General features: G+C 46.7%; 24 protein-coding genes. 22 read left to right on the top strand and 2 right to left on the bottom strand.

What is annotated here, in order from left to right; translation table 11 throughout:
• The first annotated feature begins 2 nt into the window (after positions 1 to 2).
• The 10 genes from prmC (at position 3) to BLW39_RS03690 (ending at position 7871) form a co-directional block, all read left to right on the top strand.
• Positions 3 to 926: a peptide chain release factor N(5)-glutamine methyltransferase gene (gene prmC / locus BLW39_RS03735; RefSeq protein WP_059378478.1), complete on the top strand. Its 924-nt coding sequence runs from the start codon at positions 3 to 5 to the stop codon at positions 924 to 926.
• Positions 913 to 1926: an L-threonylcarbamoyladenylate synthase gene (locus BLW39_RS03730; RefSeq protein ID WP_059378480.1), complete on the top strand. Its 1014-nt coding sequence runs from the start codon at positions 913 to 915 to the stop codon at positions 1924 to 1926. Before prmC ends, BLW39_RS03730 begins: the two co-directional genes overlap by 14 nt.
• 83 nt (positions 1927 to 2009) lie before the next feature.
• Positions 2010 to 2279 carry a phosphocarrier protein HPr gene (locus tag BLW39_RS03725; RefSeq protein WP_059378483.1) on the top strand — a complete coding sequence of 90 codons (270 nt, stop codon included), beginning with the start codon at positions 2010 to 2012 and terminating at the stop codon, positions 2277 to 2279.
• Between the two features lie 160 nt (positions 2280 to 2439).
• Complete coding sequence (gene tsaB, locus BLW39_RS03720) at positions 2440 to 3237, top strand: tRNA (adenosine(37)-N6)-threonylcarbamoyltransferase complex dimerization subunit type 1 TsaB (protein WP_059378485.1); 798 nt, start codon at positions 2440 to 2442, stop codon at positions 3235 to 3237.
• Positions 3209 to 3760 carry a ribosomal protein S18-alanine N-acetyltransferase gene (gene rimI, locus BLW39_RS03715; RefSeq protein WP_059378489.1) on the top strand — a complete coding sequence of 184 codons (552 nt, stop codon included), beginning with the start codon at positions 3209 to 3211 and terminating at the stop codon, positions 3758 to 3760. Before tsaB ends, rimI begins: the two co-directional genes overlap by 29 nt.
• Positions 3750 to 4166, top strand: coding sequence for a GNAT family N-acetyltransferase (locus BLW39_RS03710; protein WP_059378491.1), 417 nt, complete (start codon positions 3750 to 3752; stop codon positions 4164 to 4166). Before rimI ends, BLW39_RS03710 begins: the two co-directional genes overlap by 11 nt.
• Positions 4163 to 5188, top strand: a complete 1026-nt coding sequence (gene tsaD, locus BLW39_RS03705) for a tRNA (adenosine(37)-N6)-threonylcarbamoyltransferase complex transferase subunit TsaD (RefSeq protein ID WP_059378494.1) — start codon at positions 4163 to 4165, stop codon at positions 5186 to 5188. The genes BLW39_RS03710 and tsaD overlap by 4 nt, the downstream gene beginning before the upstream one ends.
• A 98-nt stretch (positions 5189 to 5286) precedes the next feature.
• On the top strand, positions 5287 to 5934 hold the full coding sequence (locus BLW39_RS03700) for a redox-sensing transcriptional repressor Rex (RefSeq protein WP_059378498.1): 648 nt from the start codon (positions 5287 to 5289) through the stop codon (positions 5932 to 5934).
• 4 nt (positions 5935 to 5938) lie between these two features.
• Positions 5939 to 6979, top strand: a complete 1041-nt coding sequence (locus BLW39_RS03695; protein WP_059378501.1) for a lipid II:glycine glycyltransferase FemX — start codon at positions 5939 to 5941, stop codon at positions 6977 to 6979.
• Positions 6980 to 7040: 61 nt separating this feature from the next.
• Entirely contained in the window at positions 7041 to 7871 is an 831-nt protein-coding gene (locus BLW39_RS03690; RefSeq protein ID WP_059378505.1) for a Cof-type HAD-IIB family hydrolase, read from the top strand.
• 25 nt (positions 7872 to 7896) lie between these two features.
• Here the strand turns inward: BLW39_RS03690 and BLW39_RS03685 are convergent, their stop codons facing one another.
• Entirely contained in the window at positions 7897 to 8382 is a 486-nt protein-coding gene (locus BLW39_RS03685) for an aromatic acid exporter family protein (RefSeq protein WP_059378511.1), read from the bottom strand.
• An 88-nt stretch (positions 8383 to 8470) separates the two neighbouring features.
• On the opposite strand from BLW39_RS03685, the gene BLW39_RS03680 reads away from it, so the two are divergent.
• The 6 genes from BLW39_RS03680 to BLW39_RS03655 all read left to right on the top strand — a co-directional run bounded on the left by BLW39_RS03680 (position 8471) and on the right by BLW39_RS03655 (position 13291).
• Positions 8471 to 9211, top strand: coding sequence for a nitroreductase family protein (locus tag BLW39_RS03680; protein ID WP_059378631.1), 741 nt, complete (start codon positions 8471 to 8473; stop codon positions 9209 to 9211).
• A gap of 169 nt (positions 9212 to 9380) precedes the next feature.
• A complete protein-coding gene (gene groES / locus BLW39_RS03675) occupies positions 9381 to 9665 on the top strand; it encodes a co-chaperone GroES (protein ID WP_059378514.1) in 285 nt (94 codons plus the stop codon).
• Between the two features lie 62 nt (positions 9666 to 9727).
• Positions 9728 to 11347 (top strand): chaperonin GroEL, encoded by a 1620-nt coding sequence (gene groL, locus BLW39_RS03670; RefSeq protein ID WP_059378516.1) that lies wholly within the window; start codon positions 9728 to 9730, stop codon positions 11345 to 11347.
• Between the two features lie 142 nt (positions 11348 to 11489).
• On the top strand, positions 11490 to 11933 hold the full coding sequence (locus BLW39_RS03665; RefSeq protein ID WP_059378519.1) for a DUF3290 family protein: 444 nt from the start codon (positions 11490 to 11492) through the stop codon (positions 11931 to 11933).
• The gene (locus BLW39_RS03660; RefSeq protein WP_059378522.1) at positions 11930 to 12580 is read left to right on the top strand and encodes a DUF421 domain-containing protein; all 651 of its coding nucleotides are present in this window, start codon (positions 11930 to 11932) and stop codon (positions 12578 to 12580) included. The genes BLW39_RS03665 and BLW39_RS03660 overlap by 4 nt, the downstream gene beginning before the upstream one ends.
• 36 nt (positions 12581 to 12616) lie before the next feature.
• Positions 12617 to 13291 carry a hypothetical protein gene (locus BLW39_RS03655; RefSeq protein ID WP_059378528.1) on the top strand — a complete coding sequence of 225 codons (675 nt, stop codon included), beginning with the start codon at positions 12617 to 12619 and terminating at the stop codon, positions 13289 to 13291.
• A gap of 45 nt (positions 13292 to 13336) precedes the next feature.
• On the opposite strand, the gene cbpA is transcribed toward BLW39_RS03655, so the two are convergent.
• Complete coding sequence (gene cbpA, locus BLW39_RS03650; protein WP_059378532.1) at positions 13337 to 13987, bottom strand: cyclic di-AMP binding protein CbpA; 651 nt, start codon at positions 13985 to 13987, stop codon at positions 13337 to 13339.
• Positions 13988 to 14105: 118 nt separating this feature from the next.
• On the opposite strand from cbpA, the gene pth reads away from it, so the two are divergent.
• The 6 genes from pth to hpt all read left to right on the top strand — a co-directional run bounded on the left by pth (position 14106) and on the right by hpt (position 20835).
• Entirely contained in the window at positions 14106 to 14672 is a 567-nt protein-coding gene (gene pth, locus BLW39_RS03645) for an aminoacyl-tRNA hydrolase (protein ID WP_059378533.1), read from the top strand.
• A gap of 2 nt (positions 14673 to 14674) precedes the next feature.
• A complete protein-coding gene (mfd, locus tag BLW39_RS03640; RefSeq protein ID WP_059378535.1) occupies positions 14675 to 18214 on the top strand; it encodes a transcription-repair coupling factor in 3540 nt (1179 codons plus the stop codon).
• Complete coding sequence (locus BLW39_RS03635) at positions 18204 to 18476, top strand: RNA-binding S4 domain-containing protein (RefSeq protein WP_059378537.1); 273 nt, start codon at positions 18204 to 18206, stop codon at positions 18474 to 18476. The genes mfd and BLW39_RS03635 overlap by 11 nt, the downstream gene beginning before the upstream one ends.
• A 77-nt stretch (positions 18477 to 18553) precedes the next feature.
• Entirely contained in the window at positions 18554 to 18946 is a 393-nt protein-coding gene (locus tag BLW39_RS03630; RefSeq protein WP_059378539.1) for an FtsB family cell division protein, read from the top strand.
• Between the two features lie 48 nt (positions 18947 to 18994).
• A complete protein-coding gene (gene tilS / locus BLW39_RS03625) occupies positions 18995 to 20302 on the top strand; it encodes a tRNA lysidine(34) synthetase TilS (protein ID WP_059378543.1) in 1308 nt (435 codons plus the stop codon).
• On the top strand, positions 20299 to 20835 hold the full coding sequence (gene hpt / locus BLW39_RS03620; RefSeq protein WP_059378547.1) for a hypoxanthine phosphoribosyltransferase: 537 nt from the start codon (positions 20299 to 20301) through the stop codon (positions 20833 to 20835). The genes tilS and hpt overlap by 4 nt, the downstream gene beginning before the upstream one ends.
• Positions 20836 to 20870 lie beyond the last annotated feature (35 nt).

Genomic DNA, 20870 nt, shown 5'->3' with positions numbered 1-20870 from the left:
CGATGGCTAATCTCGACAAGAATAATTTGCCAAGGGATAAACGGCCCGTCAAAATTTCATTGTTAGAAGCGCGCAAATGGGCGATTGCGGAATTAACCGCGGCCGGCCAAGACCCTGAACAAGCAACTGATAACGTTGACTTCCTCTTGACCGGGGCCCTGAAAGTTAACTACGGGATGTTACGGGCCAATTTGTCCCGGCAAATGCATCCTTGGTTGTCTGAACGTTGGCCAACCTGGATTGCACGCTTGATGAAGCAGGAACCAGCCCAGTACATCTTGGGCCAGGCGCCCTTTTATGGCGAGGAATTTGCAGTGGATGACCGGGTCTTGATTCCTCGGCCGGAAACGGAATTGTTAGTTGATTGGGTCTTGCAAGATTTAAAGGCAGCCCAGAAGGGGCCGGTCACGGTCTTAGATGTCGGAACTGGTTCGGGTGCCATCATCTTGACCCTGGCGAAGCAGTGGTCAACCATACGTGGTGTTGGCGCTGATATTTCGCGGAATGCCCTCCAGGTGGCTAAGAAAAATCGAAACGATTTTGGCCTAGCTGACCGGGTGGGATTAGTGCAATCCGACTTGCTATCAGCCTTTGAGGGGCAGCGTTTTGATGTGATTGTTTCCAATCCGCCGTATATTCGGCCGGATGGCCAAGCGGAAATGGACCAATCGGTGGTGACCTATGAACCCGACCTGGCCCTGTATGCGTCGGATGGCGGTCTCGCCCTTTATAAGCAGATGGCTAAGACCCTTTCTGACCATTTGAATCCGGGTGGGTCGGCCTACTTTGAAATTGGCTATGACCAAGGAGAAGACCTCAAGGCCGTCTTTCAGGCGGCATTGCCTACGGCCAAAGTTACTTTGAAACAGGATTTAGCAAAATTGGATCGAATGATCCGGGTGCAATTAAAAAATGAAAACGATTAATTTAACGAATACAGCGGCAGACATTGACCAAGCAGCGGCCTTAATTCAGGCTGGTGAAGTGGTAGCCTTTCCAACTGAAACCGTCTATGGTTTGGGGGCGGATGCTACAAACGACCAGGCGGTCCAAGCGGTCTTTACCGCTAAGGGTCGGCCGGCGGATAATCCTTTGATTATGACGGTCGGTAGTGCCAGTCAGTTGACACCCTATGTCGAAGTTTCTCACCAGGCCCGCCAATTGATGAACGCGTTTTGGCCGGGATCACTGACCATCATCTTACCGGTGAAGGACAATGCGGTGTCGATGCTGGTGACCGGCGGGTTGCAAACTGCAGCAGTCCGGATGCCAGATAACGAGGCCACCCGGGCAATGATTCGCCAGGCTGGTGTGCCAATTGTTGGTCCATCGGCGAACCTGTCCGGTAAGCCTTCACCGACGACTGCTGCCCATGTCCACCATGACATGGATGGGAAGATTGCGGCAATCCTTGATGATGGGCCCACTCAGGTTGGGGTGGAATCAACGGTGATTGACCTGACTGCTGCTGTACCGACGATTTTACGAACCGGTGCCGTGACGCAAAAGATGCTCCAGGTGATTTTGCAAAAAGAAGTCGTGGATGGAACTAGCCAAAAGTCATTGGCGGCCGACGAGGTTCCAAAGGCGCCGGGGATGAAGTACCGCCACTATGCACCGGATAAGCCGGTGATTGTCTTTGACCCACTCGATTGGCAGGACTTATGCCAGCAGTTGGTGGCGGGGGATGCGGTGATGGCCCAAGAGGCATTGCTAGCTGATTTGGACCAGCAAACTTGGCCAAATTGGTCCCTTGGCGAAGATGTTGCTTCGGCGAGCGAAAACCTCTTTTCTGGGTTACGTTACTTTGATGACAAAGAAGACGTCAAGCGGATTTTTGTTCAATCAATGCCAGAGATGGAATTGGGGAAGGCCTATAACAATCGTTTGGGCAAAGCCAGTGGTGGCCAGCACTTTAATTCGTAATAAATGATAATCTTCTTGCTATTTTGTAAGCGCTTTGATAAACTGAAATTGATAAAAAGACTTTTCCAAAAAGGAGAAATATTATGGCAGAAACACAAGATTTTAACATCATCTCAGAGACAGGTATTCACGCACGTCCAGCAACTTTGCTTGTTCAGGCAGCTTCAAAGTTTGTTTCTGAAGTTACCTTGTCATACCAAGGTAAAGAAGTTAACTTGAAGTCAATCATGGGTGTGATGTCACTTGGTGTTGGCCATGGTGCTGACGTAACAATCAAGGCCGATGGTGACGATGCCAAGGAAGCTTTGGCCGCTGTTGCTAAGGTAATGAAGGATGAAGGCTTGGCCAAGTAATTTGACTTCACGCTGGTCAAAAAAGCCCATTCAATAAAGAGTCGCTTTTTGCGGCTTTTTTTATTTGAAATGATTATTTTTTTTAGTAAAATGTATGGGAAGTAACCCGACCACTTAAAATGGTCGAACTGTTTGGATAAACGCTGCAATGGAGGGGTTTATGAAAGTTTTAGTGATTGATACGAGTAATCAGCCGTTGCTGGTTGCCTTGGCCGATGAAGGTCAGCTTGTTCAAAGCTTTTTAACGGATAAGCCCAAAAATCATTCGATTGATTTATTGCCAGCGATTCAAGAATTATTAGCCAAGCAGGGCTGGGCTTTGACAGACCTTGACCGGATTGCGATTGCCAAAGGACCGGGGTCGTTTACCGGCTTGCGGATTGGCGTTACGGTTGGGAAAGTTTTGGCAGATACCCTAAAGAAGCCTTTGTTGGCAATTTCTTCCCTTCATGCCCTGGCCAAGCAAGTCGAATTGGCCATGCGAAAAGATGCCGAATTTGTCAAACAAGTGAGCCAAGCCAATCCACACCCGGGCCAGTTGACTGAAAATGCCGTGGTGCTGGCGCTCTTTGATGCCCGCAATGACAACGTTTTTGCTGGCGCTTACCTCGGTGAGACGGTGGTCTTAGAAGACGGTCACTACCCACTCGAAGAAGTCCTTGATTTAATCGATCAAGTCGGTGAGCCGGTTGTGGTGGTGGGCGACGGTGCTCACTTTACCGAAACAATTGAAGAAGCGTTGGCGAATAAGCCGTTGGTCATCTTGGACCATGACCAGTCGCTACCAAATGGGCACGGTCTCGCCGAACTGGCAAAAACGGCCGAACCGGTTGAAGACGTTGCCAATTTGACGCCATCATACCTCCGTAAAACCCAAGCGGAATTAAATTGGGAAAAAAATCATCAAGGCGAGGCACAAGATCAGCCCTATGTTTTTAAAGTTCAAGAAGAAAAATAAAGAAAAACCAGTTGCTCAGCGGCTCATTAACTTTCCAAGCGAAATGTTTGAAGCGGCGGGGGAACAATTGCAGCTACGGGTAGCGACGGTCTCGGATATTCCCGGCCTCGTTGCTATCCAAGAAGCGGTTTATAACGGTTATACTCCCTGGGTTGCCCGTGATTTTTATCATGAGCTAACCCAAGAAAAAGACCGACTATATTTGGTGGCCTTGCGCCGGGACCAGGTGGTCGCTTTTATCGCCTTGGTCCGTCGTGATTTGGTGACCGACTTACATATTGCCAACATCGCGGTTTTGCCCATTTGGCAGGGCCGGCAAGTTGGTTCGTACCTGTTAAATACAGCCAAGGCGGTTGCCCGAGAAATCGGCCTGCCAACTTTATCGTTGGAGGCCCGTCGATCAAATACCGGGGCGCTTTCCCTATACGACCGTCATGGTTTTGTGGTTCAGGATGTGATTACTAGTTATTATATTGATAACCAGGAAGACGCGATTTCGATGGTGCTAGACCTTGAACATTAGACAAGCCACAATCGAAGATGCGGCTGCCATCCACGCTTTGGCCATGGCCGCCTTTGGCCGCGATCAAGTCCCCCTGACACTAATTGAGCAGCAACTAAATTTTGGTCGGGTGACCTACCTCGTGATGGAGGATTTTTCTGCCTTTTTGTCCTACCGGCAAACCTTGGATGAGGTGGATTTAAGCTTTGTTGCCGTTAAGCCAAATGCGCAGGGAAAAGGCCTTGGTCAATCTCTGCTGCAAGCAATGCTGGCACAGCTGCAAGATGTGACGGTTTATTTAGAGGTGGCGGAAAATAACCAAGTGGCCCGCCACCTATATGAAAAAGCCGGCTTTCAAATTTATGCCAGGCGTGAAAAGTATTACCATGACGGTCAGACCGCCATTATGATGGAGAAAAGTCTATGACAACCCTAATTGCATTTGAATCGAGTGCCGATGAAACCTCAGTTGCCTTGGTGAAGGATGGCCGAACGGTTTTAAGTAACGCAGTGGCCACCCAAATTAATTCTCACCAACGTTTTGGTGGCATTGTCCCTGAAGTGGCATCTCGTCATCATTTGGAATGGATTACCAAGACCTTGGATATTGCTTTAGAAGAAGCCAATGTGCCAATTGACGAAATTGACGGTGTGGCGGTGACCTATGGACCGGGCTTGGTTGGCTCGCTCTTGGTTGGCCTGATGGGCGCTAAGACCTTTGCGATGGCGCATAACCTGCCATTGATTCCAGTGAACCACTTGGCGGGGCATATTGCTGCCGCTAACTTTAACGAGCCGATTGTCTACCCAGCCTTGGCGTTAATGGTTTCTGGTGGTCACACGGAATTGGTTTTGATGAGGCAAGCAAATGATTTTCACATTTTAGGTGAAACCTTTGATGATGCGGCCGGTGAGTCCTATGACAAGGTTGGTCGCCTGTTAGACTTGCCATATCCAGCGGGAAAAGCCATCGATGAGTTGGCCCAGCAAGGGCAAGTGACAATTGACTTTCCGCAGGCGATGGCCAAGGAAGCCGGTTATGATTTCTCTTTTTCTGGTCTGAAATCAGCCGTTATCAACCAAGTGCACAATGCCGAACAGCGTGGTGAAACCATTGACCGCGCTGATTTGGCCGCTTCCTTCCAAGCAGCGGTGATTAAGGCCTTAATTGACCGGACTCGGCGGGCATTAACGGACTTTCCAGTGCGCTCACTCATTTTGGCGGGCGGTGTTGCTGCCAATTCGGGTTTGCGTCAAGCATTAACCGACTTGATGGTTGATTTCCCAGAAACGAAGTTTATTCCCGTGCCAAAGCAGTACACGGGTGACAACGCAGCGATGATCGGGGCAGCCGGCTATTGGAACTTCCAAGATCACATCTTTGCTGGGTTGGATTTAAATACTAACCCTGGCTTGGACTTCCCTTTGTTAGCGGAAGAAGAAAAATAATTCACAATTAATAATTGTGAAAAGTGACGAATTAATCGAAAAAGCCTAAATTTATGCTATAATAAAAACGATTTAGTTCACAAAGAACGGAGAAGCTCATGGATGAACAAGCAAAAATCCCACGTGCAACGGCGAAGCGGTTGCCAATTTATTATCGCTATTTAACCTTTTTAAATGACGCCGGAACGAACCGGATTTCTTCAGCTGAGTTGGCCGAAGCCACAAAGTTCGATGCTGCGACGATTCGCCGTGATTTTTCTTACTTTGGTGCACTAGGAAAGCGTGGTTATGGCTATGATGTTGAAGCCCTACTCGATTTCTTTGCCAAAGTTTTGGACCAAAACTCATTGATTAACGTCGCCTTGATTGGGGTTGGTCACTTAGGCCAGGCCCTGCTAAACTTTAACTTCCACCAATCATCAAACATGCGGATTGCGGCGGCCTTTGATATTAATGAAAACCGCGGCAAAATTTTGTCGGGTGTGCCAATTTATGATATGGCCGAATTAGAAGAACAAATTAAGGCGCAGCGGATTAATATCGCGATTTTAACGGTGCCACAAGATGTCGCCCAAGACATTACGGATACCCTAGTCCAAGCCGGTGTGAAGGGAATTATGAACTTTACGCCTTTGCGTGTCTCGGTTCCTAAGGGAGTCCGCGTTCAAAACGTTGACCTAACCAACGAATTGCAGACGTTGGTCTACTTTATTCAAAATTACGCCTCAATTACGACGGGAAAGTAAAACTATGACGGTCCTAGATTTAAGCGATGCCAAGCAGGTAGCGCGTTACCAAGACTTTGTGAAGACGATGCCGAAAGGTCAAGTAACTCAAGACCCACTTTGGGGTGAATTAAAGGCCAATTGGGGCCACTTGTACTTGTACCATGAAAACCAGGCTGGTGAAATCGACGCTGCCATGGCAGTGCTAACGGTTGAATCCGTTCCCGGTAAGTTGTTGGCTTATTGCCCAAAGGGGCCAGTCGCTGATGTAACGGATGTGGCTTTGGTGAAGAACTTGGTCCAAGAAGCTTTGGCTAATTTGCCCGAAAATGTTTTCTTGGTACGGATGGATCCAGAAATTGCCTATAGTCAGGAATTAGACCAGGCCTATCAAGCGGCTGGTTTCCAGACTCGCAATGTTAAGGTTGAAAATATGCACGGCAACATTCAACCGCGGAAAAACGTTGTCTTGTATTATGATGGCCGGGGTGAAGGTGCTGAGCCGATTACCAATGAAGAAGAGTTGATGCACCACTTCAAGAGCGATTATCGTAACCAAATTCGCCGGGCCATCAAAGATGGTGTGACGGTAACCTCTGGCCGGTCAAAAGAAGACATTGACGCCTTCTTTGCCACCTATACGATGATGGCGAAGGCGCAAGGCATCACTCACCGTCCGATTGAATATTTCTACCGGATGCAAGAACTGTGGGCTGATTCTGATTACTTTCGGGTTTTCTTGGCTCATTTTGAAGGTCAAGTCATCGCGGCCGGGATTGGCTTTGCCTATGGCGAAAAGATTTGGTACATGTATGCTGGATCAAACCGTGAGTTTGCCAAGCACTATGGACCTTATTTAGTGCAATGGGAAATGCTGAAGTGGGGCTTGTCACTTGGCAAGACTGCTTATGACTTCGGTGGTGTCGGTGCCTTTGACCATACAGATGGCCTATATAAGTTTAAACATGGCTTTGCCTACCATGATCCTCACGCGGAATATATTGGGGAACTGGATTGGGTAGTGGATGACGCTGCCTACCAACAATATCTAAAACAATTTGCCTAGCCGATTACGGTAGCCCCCAGCGGAAACTGGTCGACTAGCAAGAAGACACGAGAGGCACTCTATGACCATTAAAATGATTGCATCTGACATGGACGGGACATTCCTATCAGGTGATGAGACCTACAACCAAGAACGCTTTTCTAAAGTTTTAGCACAACTGAAGGCAAATGATGTTCGCTTTGTTGCCGCCTCGGGCCGTCAGGTGGAAAATTTGAAGGCGTTATTTGCCCCAATGGCCGAATATGGTTTGGCTGATCAAATTGACTTTGTCGGTTCAAACGGTTCGGTGGTGACGACCCCAACTCAAGAACTCTATGCCGTTTATTTGTCACCCGACTTGATTCGGAAGGTGATTGATTGGAATGCCTTGAATCCTAAGTCATCAGATAATGTGATTATCCTAGCTGGATTGAACGGGACTTATATTTCCAACCATGTTGGTCCAGAGTTCAAGCAAATGTTGGAAATCTTTTATCCAAAGGTCATCCAGGTCGAAAAGTTATTGGAAACTGGCGACCAAATTTTGGGTGTTTCCTTTGTTTGGCCACATGAAGAAGTCCAAGAGCACGTCGAGCAAATTGAGTCTGTCTTCGGTGACGAAGTTCATGTAACGGGTTCTGGCTTTGGAACGGTGGATATCTTACCAAAGGGCGTTGATAAGGCAGCGGCTTTGGAAGTCTTGCAAGACTACTATGATATTGCCGACCATGAAGTGATGGTTTTTGGGGATAACACCAATGATTTAGAGATGTTAGCCAAGTATGAAAACTCTTACTTGATGCCAAATGCCATGCCATTGATGCATGACGCTCACAAACAGTTGGCCTTGAAAACGAACGTTGAAGACGGTGTTTTAGCGACAATCGAATCTGAATTACAGTTAGAAGAATAAAAAAAGAGACCATACGGTCTCTTTTTTAGTTGGTTTCGTCTTCTGGAATCCCAAAGCGGTTGATAGCGATAGCAAATAAGACACCGACGAAGGTATCGAGAATGCGTAAGAAGACGTAATCAATCGTGGCATCCATGGGGATGGTCAATGAAATTAAGAGAAGGGCTGCTAAGCCGCCAATAACACCCAGACTGCAGTTTATGGCGTTTAGGATCACGATTGTGCAAACGACGAAAATCGGAATAATAATAATCGGCATCCAGGTGTTATGGTGTGAAAACTCTCGAATTAAGTAGTATAGCAGTGAGAAGAAACCACCAACACTGTTTGAGACGAGGCGAATCTTAGCAAATTGAATCGTGTTGCTCCAGTCTTCGCGGAGGGCGAAGACAGCTGCTAGTGCGGGAACGGCCGCTGGCCGGTCAATAAAGTGGTAAACGAGTAAGACTGCCATGACGACAATCGCGGTTTTAATCGTCCGCATGCCAACATGGACTTTTAGATGTTTCATGAGGTGCTCCTGTTTTCTTGTTACTATTTAGCGTATCATAGAAAGTAAGCTAATAGTAACAAACGTCAATTAAGTGGGGGTAAAGATGATTAAAAACCAAGTTTTGGACCAATTACATGCACACCAATCGATTCGCTCCTTTACGGACCAGCCGGTAACGGATGAAGAGATCGAAGCGATTTTTTCTGCAGCGTTAGCTGGACCAAATATGCAAAACTTCCAGCCAGTAACTTTTATTGAAATTACTGACCAGGATTTGAAGCGCAAGGTGACCGAAAAGGTCCACATGAAGTACATCGAAAATGCTACTCGCTACTTTGTGGTGGCCGTTGACTGGCACAAGGTTTTGCTCAATCAAGACCCGGAGACCCAGGCGGTGATTGAAGAACGGCTGTCTCATTATCAATACCTTGAAGGCGGAATTGTTTCAGCTTCGATTGCTCTGGGCCGAGCCCAAGTGGCAGCCGAATCCCTTGGAATTGGTTCAGTCACGATGGCTGGGGCGATGGGGGCCTTTGAGCTGTACGAGCAAAAATTGAATTTGCCCAAGTACGTTAAGCCAATTATGGGCTTTTCACTTGGTTATCCAGACAAAAAGCCTGGGGTAAAGCCAAAGCTACCATTGGCTGGGTCTGTGATGGTGGACCGCTACGATGACCAACAAATGGAGCAGGCAATTACTGACTACGATCAGACAATGGCCGAATACTTCAAGGGTCGTGATATTGATTCGACTTGGACGCAGCACAATGCCTCTTTGTTTAAGAAGATTCAGGCCAACCCTGGCTTATCACAGTACCCTAAGGACAAGGGTTTGAACATCAATTAATAAAAAATTTAATGTCTAAAAGCGTCTAAAACCATTGGTTTCAACCGTTTTTTTCTTTTGGTTAAATTTGCCAAATGTGTTGACAACCCTTGCAACGATGCTATACTAGTAGGTGGATTAGCACTCGAATATCAAGAGTGCTAAACAACAAAAATCGGAGGTGTGTTTCATGTTAAAGCCCTTAGGCGACCGGGTGGTCGTAAGTGTTGCAGAACAGAGTGAAAAGACGGTCGGTGGGATTGTCTTGGCAGCTAATACCCAGGAAAAGCCACTAACTGGTAAGGTTGTGGCCACCGGAACTGGTTTAGTGACCGACAGCGGTCAAAAGCTCGACATGACAGTTAAAGAGGGCAATCAGGTTCTCTTTGATAAATTTGCCGGTCAGGAATTGACTTATGATGGTCAATCCTACTTGGCTTTGCATGAAAAAGACATTATCGCAATTGTTGACTAACAATTAAGAAGATTGCTTGTAACGATTCATTTAAAGACGATTAAGCAAGAGGAGCTTCAGTCATGGCAAAAGATATTAAGTTCGCAGAAGATGCACGTTCAAAGATGAAGGTCGGCGTTGATAAGTTGGCCGATACGGTGAAGACAACAATTGGGCCAAAGGGTCGGAACGTTGTTTTGGAAGAATCATATGGTTCACCAACAATTACAAATGATGGGGTTACGATTGCCAAGTCAATCGAACTAGAAGACCACTTTGAAAACATGGGGGCTAAGTTAGTCGCCGAAGTTGCTTCAAAGACGAATGATATCGCTGGTGATGGAACCACCACTGCGACTGTTTTGACACAAGCGATTGTTGGTGAAGGCTTGAAGAACGTCACGGCTGGTGCTAATCCAGTTGGCATTCGGACCGGAATTGAAAAGGCAACGGCTGCAGCGGTTGAGAAGCTACACCAAATGTCACATGCCGTTTCAACTAAGGCAGAAATTGCCCAAATTGCTTCGATTTCTGCAGCCAGTGATGAAGTTGGTTCATTGATTGCCGAGGCGATGGACAAGGTTGGAAACGACGGTGTCATCACAATCGAAGAATCAAAGGGAATTGAAACAACCTTGAACGTGGTTGAAGGAATGGAATTTGACCGCGGTTATATGTCACAGTACATGGTGACCGATAACGAAAAGATGGAAGCTAACCTGGATAACCCTTATATCCTGATTACGGATAAGAAGATTGGAAATATCCAAGATATCTTGCCAGTCTTGCAGCAAGTGGTTGAGCAGGGTCGAGCAATGTTGATTATTGCCGATGACATTACCGGTGAGGCTTTGCCAACTTTGGTTTTGAACAAGATGCGTGGAACGTTCAACGTGGTTGCTGTTAAGGCCCCAGGATTTGGTGACCGTCGTAAGGCCATGTTGGAAGATATTGCCATTTTGACTGGTGGAACAGTGATTACCGAAGACCTTGGTTTGAACTTGAAGGATGTCACCATTGATCAATTAGGTCAGGCAAGTAAGGTGAACATCACCAAGGACAACACAACTGTTGTCGAAGGTGCCGGTGACAAGGCTGCTGTGAAGGATCGAGTTGAAACGATTAAGCAGCAAATTGCCGAAACAACATCAACATTTGATAAGGAAAAGCTGCAAGAACGTTTGGCAAAGTTGGCTGGTGGTGTTGCCGTCATTAACGTCGGAGCCGCTACTGAAACCGAACTTAAGGAACGCAAGTACCGGATCGAAGATGCTTTGAATGCAACTCGTGCCGCCGTTGAAGAAGGATTCGTTGCCGGTGGTGGAACGGCCTTGGTTAACGCTATGGACGCTGCGGCAGCTGTTGAAGCAGAGGGCGATGTAGCCACTGGTGTTAAGACGGTGGTTGCCGCCTTGGAAGCACCTGTCCGTCAAATTGCCGAAAATGCAGGTTTGGAAGGCTCTGTCATCGTCAATAAGTTGAAGGAACAATCCGAAGGAACTGGTTACAATGCCAAGACCGACGAGTGGGTTGATATGGTCAAGGCTGGTATCGTTGACCCAACCCAGGTGACGCGGTCAGCTTTGCAAAATGCCGCTTCAGTTGCTGCTTTGCTATTGACTACTGAAGCAGTTGTTGCTGAACAACCAAAGGCCGAACCTGAAATGCCAGCAGGTGCCCAGGGAATGCCAGGGATGATGTAAGCGATTTTCTGTAGACGATTAGTATAAAATAAGTGCTTAAATTGAAAAGCAGCCAGCATGGCTGCTTTTTTTTATTGGTTTTGGTCTAGTTCAAAGAGATTGGTCGATTGGCTGTGCTAAAATAGGAAAATGGAGGGAACTTATGACCTTTTACAGTGTTGATTATTTATCAAAGCAAAACAATTTAACGAATACGGTTGGGACTTTATTGGTGGTTATCACCTTTATTCTTTTAGCAGCGGGGCTGGTTGCCCGGTCGCGCCACCGTTTCAATACCCGTTATCGCGATTTAACAATTATCGCCTTTTTGTTCTTCTTGTTTTTTGCAGGGGTGCAGTGGACTAATTTGCAAAGTACCAATGCAAAGAACACGCAGCAAAGTGCGATGGCTAATTTTGCCAAAAATTATGTCAAAGAACAAAATGCCAAGAAGGGACAAGTAGCCTTCAATTCGACCTCTTTGGTGGACGGGATGATTGCGAAAGAGGGCAGTCGCTATTACCAAATTAATTTGTCAAAAGATGGTCAGTCTTACACCAGAACTCAGGTTTATCTGATTAATACGAAGACGGAGGTGCAAAAATGAACGTTTATTTGCCCATTATTTTAAAGCTTGGAATTGGTTTGATTGCGCTAATTGTCCAAATTAACATTTTCGGTAAGGGAAATTTGGCGCCATCGAATGCCTTGGACCAAGTGCAAAACTATGTCTTAGGTGGCATTATTGGTGGGACCATCTATTCTGAGACAATTACGGTGTTCCAATTTATTATCGTTCTAATTATTTGGACATTATTAGTGATGATTTTGAAGTTCTTAAAGGAGCACAATCACCTTGCCAAAAAGATTATCGATGGGACACCCTCAATCGTGATTGAACGTGGTAAAGTTAATGTAGATGCAGTTGTGATGGCTGGCCAATCCGCTTCGGACTTGATGTTTAAGCTTCGTGAACAAGAGGTTTATGACATTTCGCAAGTGAAGCGGGCGGTTCTGGAACAAAATGGTCAGTTAACGGTGATTGAATACGGTGACCAAAATCCAAAGTATCCAATCATCTATGATGGCCAAGCCAATTTAGATGTTTTGGATGCCATTGATCAGGATGAAGATTGGCTGAACCAACAGGTTATCGAAGCAGGTTACTCAGGTGTTTATGATATTTTCATTGGGGAGTATATCCAGGGGAAAGTCCGTCTAACACCTTACCAGCAATCGCAAACAAAAAAATAGAGTGTGGCCGCAAGGGCTATGCGAAAGGGGTAGCTCTTGACAGTTTCAAAAATGATTAATAAGGTTCGTGGTAGCGATGTTTGGCCGGTTCTGGCGCCACTAGTAGTCGGTGCGGCTTACGCCTGGTGGCGTTATCACCGTTTTTCTTTTGAGAATAGTTTGATTTTGATTGTGGTGGTTGCCGTGGTCAAATGGGCCTTGGACCTCATCACTCAGAATCATCGTTACGACCAGTCCTTGATTACCTTGTCTTGGATTGCGGATGTGATTTTACCATACCTACTTTTAGTTGCTCAGTTGGTTGTGAATACAAACTTCGCTTTGAGCCTTGGCTTTTTGCTTACTTGGTTTGGTGTTGCCTGGCCGTTAATCTTACTATCGGTTGCGGTTCGCTTGGCTAAGAATGTTCGGGTGGTCCGTGCCGAGGAAATTAGTGATCCAACGGGGGCGATTAAAGCCAGTTCTCGCTGGATTCGGCCATTATTTTTGACTCTGCCATTTTTGGCCTATGGTGAAATTTTGCTGTATACGCTGTCTGGTTATATGCCTGTCTTGTCCTGGGCAATGATTGTGCTATTCCCCTTGGTCTTAGCGCAGGCATTGGCCGTTGGACTGGAATCAGACTTGGACCGGTTGGCTGACTTACCAGCTCGAAACCTGTTTTTAACAGCCGGTGCCATGGTATTGGTCTTAGTTATTTCAAGTTCGTAAAATTAAAAAAAGCCGGTGAATTTTCACCGACTTTTTTATTTGGAGTTAAACGAACTCATCCAAGCTTTCAACAGATTGCACTTGGAAACGTTTGCGTTCGAGTTTAGTGATAATCTTGCGTAAGATGGGGGAATCAGCAGTCAAAGGCAAAGTGAATAAGACTGACTTTGGTTCGTTCTTTTCATTTTGGATGGAAAGAACCGATTCAATGTTGGTATAACGGGTAATGACGCGGGTGATTTGTTGTAAGTTGCCGCGTTCCTCTTGCTTCGTTTGCACCGCCAAGGATACACCACCTCGCTGGAGTGACCATGACTGTGACAGCAGGTCCATCAAAGATGAATGAGTTAACACGCCGACAAAGTGGTGGCTGTCGTCGAGAACGGCGATATGAGGCAAATCACGGATGGCAAAGAATAACTCGTAAAAATCGGCCGAAGTCGCAATAAACTTTGTTGAATTGCGCATGATGGATGTCGCTTTTTTGCTAGTGTCACCACCGCGAGCGATATATTCATAAACATGTTGCCGGTAAATATTGCCACGGAATAAGTGGCCAGTTGAATCCAAAATTGGGATAGTCCGAATGTGGTCGGCTTCTTTGCTTTCGAATAGGTCAAAAACTTCTTGAATGGTTGTGTCTTCCGTAATGGTCAATAATTGACTTTTAGGAACGATTAATGATTTTGGAAACATAAGTGTCCACCTTTATAAAAGTAGTCTCTAAGCTATATCCTAACATATTTTAACGGAAACTTGCGTGTTATAATGTTAAGATTAAAATGTTAGTAAAAGTGTTTGAAAGGACGTCCTGATGAAATTTATTTTTGGCCTTGGAAATATTGGCGAAAGCTACGACCAAACAAGGCATAACATTGGTTTTATGGCCCTAGACCACTTTGCCGAAAGCCAAGGAGTTAGCTTTGCGCCGACAAAGTTGTTTGGGGCTGCGGCAAAGACTCAGATTGACGGTGAAACGGTTTGGCTAGTCAAGCCTAGTACTTATATGAATGATTCAGGTCAGGCCGTCCGTGCCTTTTTAGACTTTTATGGTGGGGATGTCCAAGACATTTTGGTCTTAGCCGATGATATGGATTCCGCCTTTGGTAAAATCCGTTTCCGGGCGAAGGGATCGGCTGGTGGCCACAACGGCTTAAAGTCGATTATGTCCCACGTCAAAACGCAGGAATTTTTGCGATTGAAATTTGGCATTGGTCATCCAGACCATGACCACCAGTCAGTCGTGAACTATGTTTTGGGGAAGTTTTCCAAAGAAGACCTGGCAGCCTGGGACCAAACCTTTACAAAGGTCGACCAGGCCTTAGTGGATTGGGTCAAGGGCGCTGATGCGGCCAAATTAAGTAACCAGTACAACGGGTGACTATGACGTTAACAAAATTTCTTGGTAACAGTGAAACAATTAAAAATATCAGTGACCACCAACAGCCTGGCGAACGCCAGCTCCTGTTAGGGGTCAATGGGGCAGCCAAGGCTGCGGCAATTGCTGCCCTCTATCAAAAAAAGCCACAGGTGATGATGGTCCTTACGGATACTCAGGCCCATGTGGATGATTTAGCAACTGACCTCCTCGACCTGATGGCTGAGGAGGATATTTATCGTTTCTCGGCTGAAGAGGCCTTGGCGACCGAGTTGGCGATTTCGTCAAATTCCTTTGTGACGGACCGGGTGGTGGCAATGACCGCGCTGGCCGAAAAGAAACCGGGAATCTACCTGACGAACTTAGCGGCCTTTACCCGCTTAGAACCGCAAATGGCTGATTTTATGGCTGCTCAACTGGTTTTGAAGGTTGGTGGCAGCTATGACTTTGCGGCGTTGAAAACTGCCTTTGTCACTCTGGGTTATCAACTGGTACCCCGTGTGGAAAACCCAGGCGAATTTGCCCAACGTGGTTCGATTTTTGACGTTTTCCCACCAATGGGGACAGAACCCTATCGGTTGGATTTCTTTGACGATGAGCTTGATGTAATTAAGACTTTTGATCCTGTTAGTCAAAAGGGTAGCGGCACGGTGGAAGATTTGACAGTCTTGCCAGCGACTGATTTTGTGATTGATGAAGACCGCTTCCAGGCCGGTAAAGAAAGGCTAGAAGCAGAGTTTGTTTCCTATCGCAAGGAATTGCCCGGCGTTGAAAAAAAGCACGCGACAGAAGGCTTTGACGCTACCCAGCAGGCATTGGATGAGGGCCGGCGTGATCAAGCGATTTTGCCCTATGCGCAGTGCTTTTATCCAGAAAAGACGACGATTATTGATTATTTAGACCCGGCGGGTCTCTTAGTGATTGATGATTATGCCCGGCTGCAGGAAGCGGATTTGTCACAAAAAACCTTGGATGCGGAGTGGCTTGACCAACAGGTGAAGACCTATCAGCTCTTGCCTGCTTTGGGTTTGAAGGATGACTTAGAAGATATTTTGAGCCGCCGCCACCAGGCGGAATTGCTGATTGCTAATTTTCAACGGGGGCTGAACCGCTTGACCTTGGCTCACCTAGAAGAGGTGACCTCACGGCCGGCAACACAATATTACGGTCAATTGCAGGCCTTAGTGCCGGACTTGCAAATTGCTAAAGACCAGGGCAAGACGGTGGTTTTGTTGATTCCGGACAAAACCCGGGCAGAGAATTTCCTAGCCTCCTTGGCCGATCACGACTTGCAGCTGCCAATTAACAAAGAAATTCAGGCCAACCAGGTCCAAATTGTGATTGGCAATCTGGGGGCTGGTTTTGAGTGGCCGAAGGCCCATTTGTCGGTATTAACGGAACGCGAGCTCTTTGACAAGGCCCGTAAACCGGTTGCAAGACGGTCACGCAAGATGGCCAATGCTGAACGGTTGAAGTCTTATAACGAACTGCAAGTCGGTGACTATGTTGTTCACCTGAACCATGGAATTGGTCAGTACCAAGGCCTGGAGTCGCTGGAAGCTGATGGTGGTAAGCAAGACTACTTGGTGATTGCCTACCAAAAGAATGCTAAAATTTTCTTGCCTGTCACGCAATTGAATTTGATTCAAAAATACATTGGTGGGTCGGATGCCGGTAAGGCACCTAAAATTAATAAATTAGGTGGGACTGAATGGCAAAAGACTAAGAAGCAGGTCCAAAACAAAATTGAGGACATTGCCGATGAACTGCTGGAACTCTACGCGGAACGCGAGGCCAAGCAGGGTTATGCCTTTCCACCCGATGATACGAAGCAGCTAGAATTTGATACCGCCTTTCCTTACCCAGAGACACCAGACCAGGTGCGCAGTATCGAAGAAATCAAGGCCGATATGCAAAAGGTGCGGCCAATGGACCGCTTGCTCGTTGGGGATGTTGGCTTTGGTAAGACCGAAGTGGCCTTACGGGCGATTTTCAAGGCGGCCCATGCGGGAAAGCAGGTGGCCTTTTTGGCACCAACCACTATCTTGGTCCAACAGCACTTTGAAACGATGCAGGAGCGGTTTGCAGACTTCCCTGAAATTCGCATTGGCCACTTGTCTCGTTTCCAAACGGCTGCTGAAAATAAAAAGACAATTCAGGCTTTAAAAGACCATGAATTGGATATTGTCGTTGGAACGCACCGCTTGCTGAGCGCCGATGTTTCTTTTGCTGATTTGGGTCTCTTAGTGATTGATGAGGAACAGCGCTTTGGTGTGAAGCACAAGGAAAAGTTGAAGCACCTGCGGGCCAACGTGGATGTTTTGACGTTGACGGCGACACCAATCCCCCGAACCTTAAACATGGCGATGGTGGGGGCCAGGGACCTGTCCGTGATTGAAACACCACCATTGAACCGCTACCCAATTCAAACCTATGTGGTCGAGCTTGATTGGACTTTGGTTCGTGATGTCATTAGTAAAGAATTGGCCCGTAACGGTCAAGTCTTTTACCTCCATAACCGGGTGGCTGATTTGGCGGGGATTGCTGACCACATCCAAGACCTTCTGCCGGATGCCCGGGTGGCTGTCATCCACGGTCAAATGTCTGAGGTGCAGCTTGAGGGAATTTTGTATGCTTTCTTAAACCAAGAATTTGATGTGTTGGTGACAACTACCATCATCGAAACTGGTGTTGATATTCCAAACGCCAACACGCTGATTGTCGACAATGCGGATCACATGGGTCTGTCACAGCTTTATCAGCTGCGCGGCCGGGTTGGCCGTTCTGCCCGACTGGCCTATGCCTACTTTACTTATCCTTTTACTCGGACACCAAGTGAAGAGGGGCAAAAGCGTCTGGAGGCCATTCGTGACTTTACTGAGCTCGGCTCAGGCTTTAAAATTGCCATGCGCGACCTATCGATTCGTGGGGCTGGTGACTTACTTGGTAAGCAGCAGCACGGCTTCATCGACTCGGTTGGGTATGACCTGTATACCCAGATGCTCAAAGAAGCAGTAGCGAAAAAGCAGGGGGATGAAGCTCCGGTTGAGGAAAACCGAACAGATGCTGAGCTCATCTTAGGAGTCTTGGCCTTTTTGCCAGACGACTATGTTGCTGATAGCTCGGAAAAGATTGACCTTTACCGGCAAATTCGCCAGGCGAAGAGTGACGAAGAATTTGAAGACGTCGAGTCGGACCTTATTGATCGTTTTGGCGACTTCCCAGACGAGGTCGCTCGCTTATTGCTGGTATCGCGGATTAAAAACCTAGCGGACATGGCCGGGGTTTTGCAAATTCGCCGGCAGAAGAACCAGGTCACCGTGCGCTTCTCGGCTGAGATGTCAACCGAGCTAGCTGGGGAGACAATCTTTGCTGCTTTGCAAGACGTGCCTTATAAGGCGGTTGTCGATGGCAAGACGGCCGAGTTAGCGGTAACGTTGACCGTTAATTTGAAAGAGGAGTCGGCCTACTGGCTGAATAATTTGCGAAACTTCTTACTAGTAGTTTTGGATTTGACGAAAAAGGATAAAGAAAATGCGGATTGATAAATATTTGAAGCTGTCACGAATCATTAAGCGCCGGGCAGTCGCCAAAGATTTGGCCGACCAAGGTCGAATCGAAATCAATGGCAAACAGGCAAAATCGGCTGCCAATGTTGGCACAAATGACCTCGTGACGATACACTTTGGTAACAAGACTTTAACAGTTAAGGTCCTGAAATTAGCCGAGATTGTGAAAAAAGAAGAAGCGCAAGAAATGTATGAAGTCGTTTCAGAAACTTATGAACGTGACTTTCAAGAAGATTAAGTTTGGTTAAAAAGCCGGTTTTAAGCCTTGCAAGTCCTCACTAACTGTGCCAAAATAATAGCAAGAGGAGTGAGTCAATGGCAGATGATAGTCGACTACAATCGAATATTCGACCGCTGAACGCTCGGATTGCCCAGCAGATTGCTGCTTCCGATGCGCGACGGGAAGCTAGTCGCCGCCATTATGACCATGCTCACCGTTTACGAGAAAAACGGATTATCTTGGTTGGATTGGCTGTTGCTTCGATCTTCTTAGTGCAATTAATTCTGGGTCAGGTCCGCTTACATGCGGCTAATCAGACATTAAGCAAGTCGGAAGTATCGTTGCAATCAGTGCAAAAAGACGGTAAAGCTTTACACAAAACCGCCGAACAATTAAAAGATCCTGCTTATTTGCAACAAATATTACGTGATAAGTATGGTTACTCACGCAAGGATGAAATTATCTATAACTTACCTGACCGATCATAATGGTCGTTGAACCACCCGTGTTCGGGTGGTTTTTTATATAAATAAAAGATGAAAAATACTGTTCGTACTACAATTCAGGGGCAAAGTTGGCCCCAAAAAGTTGTCTTAGCCGTTTCGGGTGGCTTGGACTCGACTAGTCTGTTGGATGCCTTTGTTCGTTATGCTCCGGAAGTGGACTTGGTCGTGGCCCATGTCAATTACCAACTAAGGGATGAGGCGGATGGGGATGCTCAATTTGTTCAAGATTTCTGCCAGCAATTAGGCGTTCCCTTTTATCAAAAGTTGGCCCCGTTGACTGATGAGGTCGGCGTAGAAGACCGAGCGCGGGCGATTCGCTATGATTTTTTTGACGAGATTGCGACTCAAACATCTGCCAGCCAAATTGTCCTCGCCCAACACCAAAACGATCAGGTAGAAACACTGCTGTTGCAGTTGGTTCGCGGTGGCTATGCTCAAAGTTGCGGTGGCATGCAAGCGGCCAGTGGTCGCTATCGTCGCCCATTTTTGTCGTTAACCAAGCAAGACCTACTGGCCTATGCCAAGGAAAACGGTTTGTCATGGCGAGAGGACCAAACCAACCAAGACCCAACCTACACTGGGCGTAACTTACTGCGACAAGAAGTCATTCCGGCTTTGGAAACCATTAATCCGCAGGCAAGGCAGCACCTCGCTGATTTTGCCGACAAACTTCAGGCGGATCAAAAATTAATTTTGGACCAAGCAGAGTCATACTTGCCGGCTCTGGAAGAGGACTTCCACCTGGTGCCTCTCCCCTGGTTGGAAAAGGTGCTATTTGTCTGGCTGCAACAACAGCAAGTATACGACGTGAAACACAGCCAGTTGCAGGCCTTCATGGCGCTGTTAATGAATGAAAAAAAGCCCAGCGCTTCGATTGATTTGGGTGCGGGCATCTTGTTAGAAAAAAGTTATCAAAAAGTCCGGCTGACAAATGTGCAAAAAAATGCAAAAATTGACCGAAAGCCCGAAGGACTTGTGTTAAAATTAGACCAATGGCAATTTTTTGACCATGGTCAGCTTCTTTGGACGACAAAAAAGCCCCAAAAGGCTGATCAAGTGCTGGTTTTACCCGAACATTTCCAAGGAGGTCTCACGCTTGTCTTAGCAGATAAGCAGGACCGAATTTTCTTAAAGTCGGGTAGTAAAACGGTGCGCAGGCTCTTAATTGACAAAAAAGTTCCGGCAGAAAATCGGGATAGGACCTGGTTTTTACTGGATGAAACCAAGACAGTGTTAGCAGTCTGGTTAGGCCAAACAAGCTGGTATGTACCAGCCAATGTTGACCGTCCGAATGTAGCTAAGCAGTGGATAGTATGGCGAATTGAGGAAAATTTGTGAATAACGATATCGAAGAAATTTTATTTGACCAGCAACAGATTCATGAAGCGGCTGTTCGTTTAGGGCAGCGCATCACTGAAGATTATGCAGGGCAGAAGCCTTTAGTTTTGTCTGTTTTGAAGGGGGCTTACCTCTGGACGGCCGATTTAATTCGAGAGATTGATCTCTATGTAGACTTGGAGTTTATCAAGATTTCCTCGTACCACGGTGGTGTCACATCATCAAACGAAATTCAACTTGTGACAGACGTTCAATCAGATGTGAAGGACCGTGATGTTTTGATTTTGGAAGACATTGTTGATACTGGTCAGTCATTGCAGTTCTTGAAGGACTTGCTGAAGGACCGTGGTGCTCATTCTGTCCAAGTAGCTACGTTCCTTGATAAGAAGGAAGGGCGCAAGATTGAGATTGATGCCGACTATGTGGGCTTTGACGTTCGCAATGAATTCGTCGTTGGCTATGGCTTAGACTATGCCGATCTTTATCGCAATTTACCCTATGTTGGTATTTTGAAAAAAGATATTTATAGTTAACTTGCATTTAATCTAAAAGTTGTATACTATATAGC

Origin of the sequence: Fructobacillus pseudoficulneus (assembly GCF_900108455.1) — a bacterium.
Lineage (GTDB): Bacteria > Bacillota > Bacilli > Lactobacillales > Lactobacillaceae > Fructobacillus > Fructobacillus pseudoficulneus.
This window is presented reverse-complemented; position numbering and strand designations above follow the sequence as displayed.

Bases quoted from the DNA above. Each gene is read 5' to 3' on its own strand.
- tilS (WP_059378543.1), top strand. From the start codon at position 18,995: ATGAAAAATACTGTTCGTACTACAATTCAGGGGCAAAGTTGGCCCCAA.
- BLW39_RS03725 (WP_059378483.1), top strand. From the start codon at position 2,010: ATGGCAGAAACACAAGATTTTAACATCATCTCAGAGACAGGTATTCAC.
- pth (WP_059378533.1), top strand. From the start codon at position 14,106: ATGAAATTTATTTTTGGCCTTGGAAATATTGGCGAAAGCTACGACCAA.
- BLW39_RS03690 (WP_059378505.1), top strand. From the start codon at position 7,041: ATGACCATTAAAATGATTGCATCTGACATGGACGGGACATTCCTATCA.
- tsaD (WP_059378494.1), top strand. From the start codon at position 4,163: ATGACAACCCTAATTGCATTTGAATCGAGTGCCGATGAAACCTCAGTT.
- tsaB (WP_059378485.1), top strand. From the start codon at position 2,440: ATGAAAGTTTTAGTGATTGATACGAGTAATCAGCCGTTGCTGGTTGCC.
- BLW39_RS03695 (WP_059378501.1), top strand. From the start codon at position 5,939: ATGACGGTCCTAGATTTAAGCGATGCCAAGCAGGTAGCGCGTTACCAA.
- mfd (WP_059378535.1), top strand. From the start codon at position 14,675: ATGACGTTAACAAAATTTCTTGGTAACAGTGAAACAATTAAAAATATC.
- BLW39_RS03630 (WP_059378539.1), top strand. From the start codon at position 18,554: ATGGCAGATGATAGTCGACTACAATCGAATATTCGACCGCTGAACGCT.
- BLW39_RS03685 (WP_059378511.1), bottom strand. From the start codon at position 8,382: ATGAAACATCTAAAAGTCCATGTTGGCATGCGGACGATTAAAACCGCG.
- BLW39_RS03660 (WP_059378522.1), top strand. From the start codon at position 11,930: ATGAACGTTTATTTGCCCATTATTTTAAAGCTTGGAATTGGTTTGATT.
- BLW39_RS03665 (WP_059378519.1), top strand. From the start codon at position 11,490: ATGACCTTTTACAGTGTTGATTATTTATCAAAGCAAAACAATTTAACG.
- prmC (WP_059378478.1), top strand. From the start codon at position 3: ATGGCTAATCTCGACAAGAATAATTTGCCAAGGGATAAACGGCCCGTC.
- BLW39_RS03635 (WP_059378537.1), top strand. From the start codon at position 18,204: ATGCGGATTGATAAATATTTGAAGCTGTCACGAATCATTAAGCGCCGG.
- groL (WP_059378516.1), top strand. From the start codon at position 9,728: ATGGCAAAAGATATTAAGTTCGCAGAAGATGCACGTTCAAAGATGAAG.
- BLW39_RS03730 (WP_059378480.1), top strand. From the start codon at position 913: ATGAAAACGATTAATTTAACGAATACAGCGGCAGACATTGACCAAGCA.
- groES (WP_059378514.1), top strand. From the start codon at position 9,381: ATGTTAAAGCCCTTAGGCGACCGGGTGGTCGTAAGTGTTGCAGAACAG.
- cbpA (WP_059378532.1), bottom strand. From the start codon at position 13,987: ATGTTTCCAAAATCATTAATCGTTCCTAAAAGTCAATTATTGACCATT.
- rimI (WP_059378489.1), top strand. From the start codon at position 3,209: ATGTTTTTAAAGTTCAAGAAGAAAAATAAAGAAAAACCAGTTGCTCAG.
- BLW39_RS03700 (WP_059378498.1), top strand. From the start codon at position 5,287: ATGGATGAACAAGCAAAAATCCCACGTGCAACGGCGAAGCGGTTGCCA.